Source organism: Xanthomonas sp. SHU 166 (assembly GCF_000364685.1).
In the GTDB taxonomy this organism is placed as follows: domain Bacteria; phylum Pseudomonadota; class Gammaproteobacteria; order Xanthomonadales; family Xanthomonadaceae; genus Xanthomonas_A; species Xanthomonas_A sontii.
Genome location: NZ_AQOJ01000891.1, coordinates 1 through 5,812 on the forward strand (window position 1 = coordinate 1; position 5,812 = coordinate 5,812).

At 70.0% G+C, this 5,812-nt stretch carries 7 protein-coding genes and 1 pseudogene; 5 read left to right on the forward strand and 3 right to left on the reverse strand.

All coding sequences use genetic code 11. From position 1 onward, the window contains the following. On the forward strand, positions 1-610 hold a 610-nt coding region (gene rlmM, locus D180_RS20105), incomplete at its 5' end, for a 23S rRNA (cytidine(2498)-2'-O)-methyltransferase RlmM (RefSeq protein ID WP_017914180.1). 116 nt (positions 611-726) lie between these two features. Here rlmM and D180_RS20110 read toward each other — a convergent pair. After that, the gene (locus D180_RS20110; protein ID WP_232760600.1) at positions 727-1,776 is read right to left on the reverse strand and encodes a Gfo/Idh/MocA family oxidoreductase; all 1,050 of its coding nucleotides are present in this window, start codon (positions 1,774-1,776) and stop codon (positions 727-729) included. Between the two features lie 191 nt (positions 1,777-1,967). Here D180_RS20110 and D180_RS20115 point away from each other — a divergent pair, with 191 nt between their 5' ends. The 4 genes from D180_RS20115 to D180_RS20130 all read left to right on the forward strand — a co-directional run bounded on the left by D180_RS20115 (position 1,968) and on the right by D180_RS20130 (position 4,618). After that, on the forward strand, positions 1,968-2,867 hold the full coding sequence (locus D180_RS20115; protein ID WP_017914182.1) for an SMP-30/gluconolactonase/LRE family protein: 900 nt from the start codon (positions 1,968-1,970) through the stop codon (positions 2,865-2,867). 81 nt (positions 2,868-2,948) lie between these two features. Beyond that, positions 2,949-3,671, forward strand: coding sequence for a hypothetical protein (locus D180_RS20120; RefSeq protein ID WP_017907756.1), 723 nt, complete (start codon positions 2,949-2,951; stop codon positions 3,669-3,671). A 43-nt stretch (positions 3,672-3,714) separates the two neighbouring features. Continuing rightward, complete coding sequence (locus D180_RS20125) at positions 3,715-4,110, forward strand: hypothetical protein (protein WP_017914183.1); 396 nt, start codon at positions 3,715-3,717, stop codon at positions 4,108-4,110. Positions 4,111-4,297: 187 nt separating this feature from the next. Next, a complete protein-coding gene (locus tag D180_RS20130) occupies positions 4,298-4,618 on the forward strand; it encodes a hypothetical protein (RefSeq protein ID WP_010340011.1) in 321 nt (106 codons plus the stop codon). A gap of 254 nt (positions 4,619-4,872) precedes the next feature. On the opposite strand, the gene comJ is transcribed toward D180_RS20130, so the two are convergent. Beyond that, positions 4,873-5,361 carry a competence protein ComJ gene (gene comJ / locus D180_RS20135; RefSeq protein ID WP_017914184.1) on the reverse strand — a complete coding sequence of 163 codons (489 nt, stop codon included), beginning with the start codon at positions 5,359-5,361 and terminating at the stop codon, positions 4,873-4,875. A gap of 223 nt (positions 5,362-5,584) precedes the next feature. Continuing rightward, positions 5,585-5,812 (reverse strand): annotated as a pseudogene (locus tag D180_RS20145) (UbiH/UbiF family hydroxylase); the annotation flags it as partial.

Genomic DNA, 5,812 nt, shown 5'->3' on the forward strand with positions numbered 1-5,812 from the left:
CGTGTGCTTCGTGACCGGCACCCACGCCCTGCTGGCGGTGGCCGACAGCGAGGACAGCGCGCCGTGGCCGCTGGGCATTCCGCGCCTCAAGCTGCTGCCGGAGGCGCCCTCGCGCTCGGCGCTGAAACTGGAAGAAGCGCTGCTGGCGCTGCTGACCCCGCACGAGCGCGAGACGCTGCTGCGCCCGGGCATGCGCGCGGCCGACCTCGGCGCCGCCCCCGGCGGCTGGACCTGGGTGCTGACCCGCCAGCACCTGCACGTGACCAGCGTGGACAACGGCCCGCTGCGCCAGCACGTGCTCGACAGCGGCCTGGTCGACCACCTGCGCGCCGACGGCTTCCACTGGAAACCGCCGCAGCCGCTGGACTGGATGGTCTGCGACATGGTCGAGCAGCCGCGCCGCGTCGCCGAGCGCATGGCCACCTGGTTCCGCGAGGGCTGGTGCCGGCACGCGATCTTCAACTTGAAGCTGCCGATGAAGAAGCGCTGGGACGAGACCCGGCTGTGCCTGGACCTGTTTGCCGAGCGTGCCGAGCGCCCGCTGCAGTTGCGCGCCAAGCAGCTCTACCACGACCGCGAAGAGATCACGGTGCTGGCGATCCCGGGCTGAGCGGTCGCGCGTCCACATGCGGTGTTTCGTAGCAGCGGCTCGGCCGCGATGGGTTTCCCGGGAAAGCCATCGCGGCTGAAGCCGCTCCTGTGACGAGCGCATTGGCGCCGCCACCGCTACAGCACGATCCGCGCCCCGTCCTCCCGCGCCGAGCGCTGGATGGCATCGACGACGCGCATGTCGCGCAAGCCTTCCTCGCCAGGCACGCGCAGCGGCGTGCCCTGCAGGATCGCCAGCGCGTCCTCGTCCATCTGCAGCGCCTGCTGGTGGTGCACCCGCGCGTCGAACAGGCGGCCATCGCTGGCCCGGCCGCGCACGCCGTCGTAGGCCTGGAACGGCGCCAGTTCGTACCAACCCTTCGCGCACTCGGCGCGCAGCAGGTTCATGGTGCGGCCGAAACTGGCCGCGCAGCTGGCTGTCACCCCGTGCGGGAACTCCAGGGTGAAGTGCATGTGCTCGTCGACCTCGTCGAACAATGCCGGCCGATCGGTGGATCGCCGCGCGCTGACCGCCAGCGGCTCGGCGCCGGTCGTGTAGCGCGCCGCGTTGAGCGGATACACGCCCATGTCGTACATCGCACCGCCGCCGTACTGCGCGCGCAGCCGCCACGGCCGCTGCGCCGGGTCGGTGTCGCCGTAGCCGGCATAGCCCGCCTCGGCGCGCACGCTGCGCATCGCCCCGAACGGGCGTTCGCCGGCCAGGGCGATGAGGCGCTGGGTGTTGGGCTCGTGCTGCATGCGGTAACCGATGCTCAGCCGCACCTTGTTGCGCGCGCAGGCCTCGATCATCGCCTGCGCCTGCTCGGCGTGCAGCGCCATCGGTTTCTCGCACCACACGTGCTTGCCGGCGGCCGCGGCGCGGATGCTCAGCGGCGCATGCAGATGAGTGGGCGTGACCACGTAGACCACGTCGATGTCCGGGTTGTCGGCGATACGCTCCAACTCGTCGTAGCTGTAGACGTTGCGATCCGGGATGCGATAGCGCGCCTGCCACTGCGGGATCTTCTGCGGCGAGCCGGTGACGATGCCGGCCAGGCGGCAGTGCCGGGTCAGGGCGAGCCCCGGCGCCAGGCGGCTGCTGGCGTACTCGCCCAGGCCGACCAGGGCCACGCCCAGCGGCTTGCGGCGTCGTGCCGGCGTGGCCGCCCACGTGGACGCTCCGAGCATACCGGCGGCGGTGGCGGAGAGGCCGGCCAGAAACAGGCGGCGGCGATTCGGCGAGGACGGCTCCATGCGCAACTCCGACCGGAAGGATGCTTCACCCTAACCGCTGGCGCGGCATCGGCACTGTGAGCGCTATCGCGCGATGCGCCGGGGCCTCTGGCACACTGCCGCCTCCCCCGCCGTCCGGACACCCGATGCGCTGCCGCCCACTGCTCGCCGCCCTCGCCCTGCTGCTGGCTGCCCCGGCCGAGGCGCAGGAGACCCTGTTCCGCGCCCATGACCTGGTCGGCGATGGCGTGTTCACCGACAAGATCGAAGGGCCTGCGACCGGCCCGGACGGTGCGCTGTACGTGGTCAACTTCGCCCACGACGGCAGCATCGGCCAGGTCCAGCGCGACGCCACCGGCCGCGGCCAGGCCACGCTGTTCGTGGATCTTCCCGACGGCAGCATCGGCAACGGCATCCGCTTCGACCGCCGCGGGCGCATGTACGTGGCCGACTACGGCCAGCACCGCATCCTGCGCATCGCCCTGCGCAGCAAGCGCATCGAGGTCTACGCCACGCTGCCGGGCGCGTTCCAGCCCAACGACATCGCGATGGCGCCGGACGGCACCCTCTACGCCAGCGACCCGGACTGGAAGCACGACGGCGGCCAGCTGTGGCGCATCGACCGCGACCGCAGCGCGCATCTGATCGAAACCGGCATGGGCACCACCAACGGCATCGAGGTCAGCCCCGACGGCAAGCGCCTGTACGTCAACGAGAGCGTGCAGCGGCGGATCTGGGTCTACGACCGTGCGGCCGACGGCGCCGTCTCCAACAAGCGGCTGTTCGCCAGCTTCGCCGACGCCGGCCTGGACGGCATGCGCTGCGACATCGACGGCAACCTGTACGTGGCCCGCTACGACGCCGGCAAGGTAATCGTGCTGGCCCCCGACGGCACGCTACTGCACGAGGTCGCGACCAAGGGCCGCAAGCCCACCAACCTGGCCTTCGGCGGCGCCGACGGACGCGATGTCGACGTGACCCTGCAGGACCGCGGCGCGATCGAAACCTTCCGCAGCGACCGCCCCGGCCGCGAGCACGGACGCTGATGGGATGCGTATCGCAGCGGCGTCTCAGCCCGCGCAATGGTCCCCTGGCATCCTGGCTGCACTGACTGGAGGGCCGCGCACATGCAGCCGATCGAACTGAACAACCCGGCCGGCTTCGCCGACGAATTCCTGCGCCTGACCCTGCTGCAGGGCTTCCAATCGCTGACCAAGCGCGACCTGGAACTGCTGATCTTCGTGTTGCTGGAACGCGACGGCGCGATCTCGCGCAGCGATTCCAACAACGCGGTGGCGATGCGCCTGCGGGTGACCCCGGCCAAGGTCAAGGGCCTGCGCCGCGACGGCTATGCGCGCTGGCGCGCGCTGGTGCCAGAGGACAACGAGGCGGCGCTGCAGCGCATCGTCGCCACGGTGCTGACCGAGGACAACCTGCGCGCCGGGGCCAAGCACGTCAGCGAGCGCAGCAAGAAGGACGGCTTCCTGGCGATCCGCATCGAACACCCCGACGACCAGCAGCGCTTCGAACAGGCCATCGTCGACGTCGGCGCCATGCCCGTGTACGAGCGCAACCGCGACGTGATGGCGGTGCGCTTCGACACGCTGCTGAAGATCGCCGAGCGCTGGGGCTATCTGCAGCCGGAGCCGGAGAAGGTGACGCACGAACTGCAGAAGCTGGCGCCCACCGCCGAGGAGGTCGCCGACCTGTTGAAGAAGGACGTGAGCAAGCTACGCTGGGAGGACGTGCGCCGCGCGCTCAACAGCCTCGGCGCCAAGGCCGTCGCCAGCACCGCCGAGGGCGGGCTGAAGGGCCTGTTGAAGCTCGCGTTTCCGTTCATCCCCGGCTGAGCCGGGGCCGCCATCCATCGCCATACTGGAGTCCGTTGTGTCCATGTCCTGCCGTTCCCTCGCCCTGCTCTGCTGCCTGTGCGCCTGCGCCGCGCCGGCCGCGGCGCAGAATCTCAACACTGCCTCCAGCGCCACCACCGAGCCGCTGCGCGACGTGCCGGTCAACGTGCGCGCGCAGCCGCTCAGCAATGGCGTGGTCACTCACCAGGTGCAGTTGCCGGCCACGCCCGGCGAAGCGCAGGTGACCGTGCGCAGCATCCAGCCGGACCGTGTGGCCGGCAGCTACCGCATCGACTTCGAGGCGCTGGACACCGACCACGACGGCTACATCAGCCGCAGCGAAGCGCAGGCCAATCCGTCGCTGGCCGACGAGTTCGACGCGCTGGACACCACCCGCAGCGGTCGCCTCAGCCGCGCGCAGCTCGCCGGCTGGCTGTAGCCGCAGCGACATGCGTCCCGGCGCCGCCATGAAGGACGCCGGGACGCCGTCGGTCGCGGCCCGAGGCATATTGGAAACGCTTGCTAAACAGCGCCGACGTGCAGATGCGAACGCCCGATTTTTTTAGTGTCGATTAATTCGGCCAGGCCTATGTTCTTGACTCCTTCCCAGCAACAGGAGTCGTGCCATGAACCGCATCGTTCCTCGTCTCGTTCCGTTCGCGTTCGCGCTGCTTGCCGCGCCGGCGCTGGCCATGGCGCAGTCGGCGCCGGACGAAGTGACCCTGCACCAGAACGGCCAGATCATCAATGTCACCTCGGTCGAACCGAACTCGATCGTCGGCGACTACCACATCGATTTCGCCAAGCTCGACCGCAACCATGACGGCTACATCAGCCGCGCCGAAGCCAAGGCCGACCCGACGCTGTACGCCGAGTTCGATGCCGTCGACGTGCATCACCACGGCCGCCTGAGCAAGGCCGACCTGGAAGGCTGGATGTCGACGTGACGCGACTCACGCGTAGACTGACCCGCACCCTCTCCACCACGCGCGCCGCCTGCGGCCTTCCCGCCGCATGCGGCGCGATTGTTTTCTGAAGCGGCAACACCGCAGACACCGGCAACGCGAGCGCCACAGCATCGCGCAACCGCCTCACCCACACTGACGCCGCCATCGCCGCTGCATCGACCCGATCTCCTCGCAGCGCGTGTCTTCCACCACGCCACCCTGCCGCTCGGCCTCGCCCACCGCGCTGACGACAGCTACAGCAGTCCCTCCTGCAGCGGCGCATCCCGCACCCCGCCCCAGGGATCATCCAGCAGATAGCGCGCCGCGACCGGCTGCGCCGCCGGCACCAGGGTGAGCCGGTAATACACCTCGTCGTCGCCTTCGCAGACTTCGTAGTACAGCGCGTAGTCGCCAGGCTGCAGCGCCAGTGTCACATCGAAGGCCTCGGCGGCGGACGCCACCTGCACCCGCGCATCCGGATTCACCCGGAACGGCACCTGCATGCGCCGCTGCGCACGCGGATCGGGCGCGAACGCCTCGGCCAGCACCAGGTGCACCTGCGCGCCGAACGCGTCCTCGGGCAACGGATCGAACACCACGTAGTCGCGATGCAGGACCGCGCCCTGCTCCAGATTGTGCGGCCCCCAGCGGCAGGCGGCCTCGTCGAAGGCGCGGGCACGCAACTGCACCTGGCTGTGGGAAATCAGCAGATCCACGGTCTGCGTCCGGGTCGCGTCTTGCATCGTCGTTCTCCATGGCAGGAACGCGGCCTGCGTGCCGCGCTTCGCGCCCTACCCTCACCCCACCCCCTCTTCCGAGGGGAGAGGGGCTCAAGCAAACCAGCCGACGCTGACTCTTCCTTCTCCCTCCGGGAGAAGGTGCCCCCGAAGGGGCGGATGAGGGTACGGGCGCCGCTCGGCGCGCGTGGTCGAATCTGCGGCCGCCGCGTCCGGCCGGAGCGTGCGGTCACACGCCGGAAGCGCGCTTCCAGAAGCCGTGCATCAACAACGGCAGCTTGCCGGCCAGGCCCAGCAGCGGGCCGCGCAGCAGGGTGAGGTGCAGCTCGTCGTTGGAGAACAGCCGGTTGATCGCATCGAAGCCGTAGGCGGCCACGGTGTTGTCGCTGCGGCGGCCACGCGCCCAGCGCGCCAACCGCTGCGGCGCCGCCCAGTCGACCCGCTGCGCCTGCGCCTG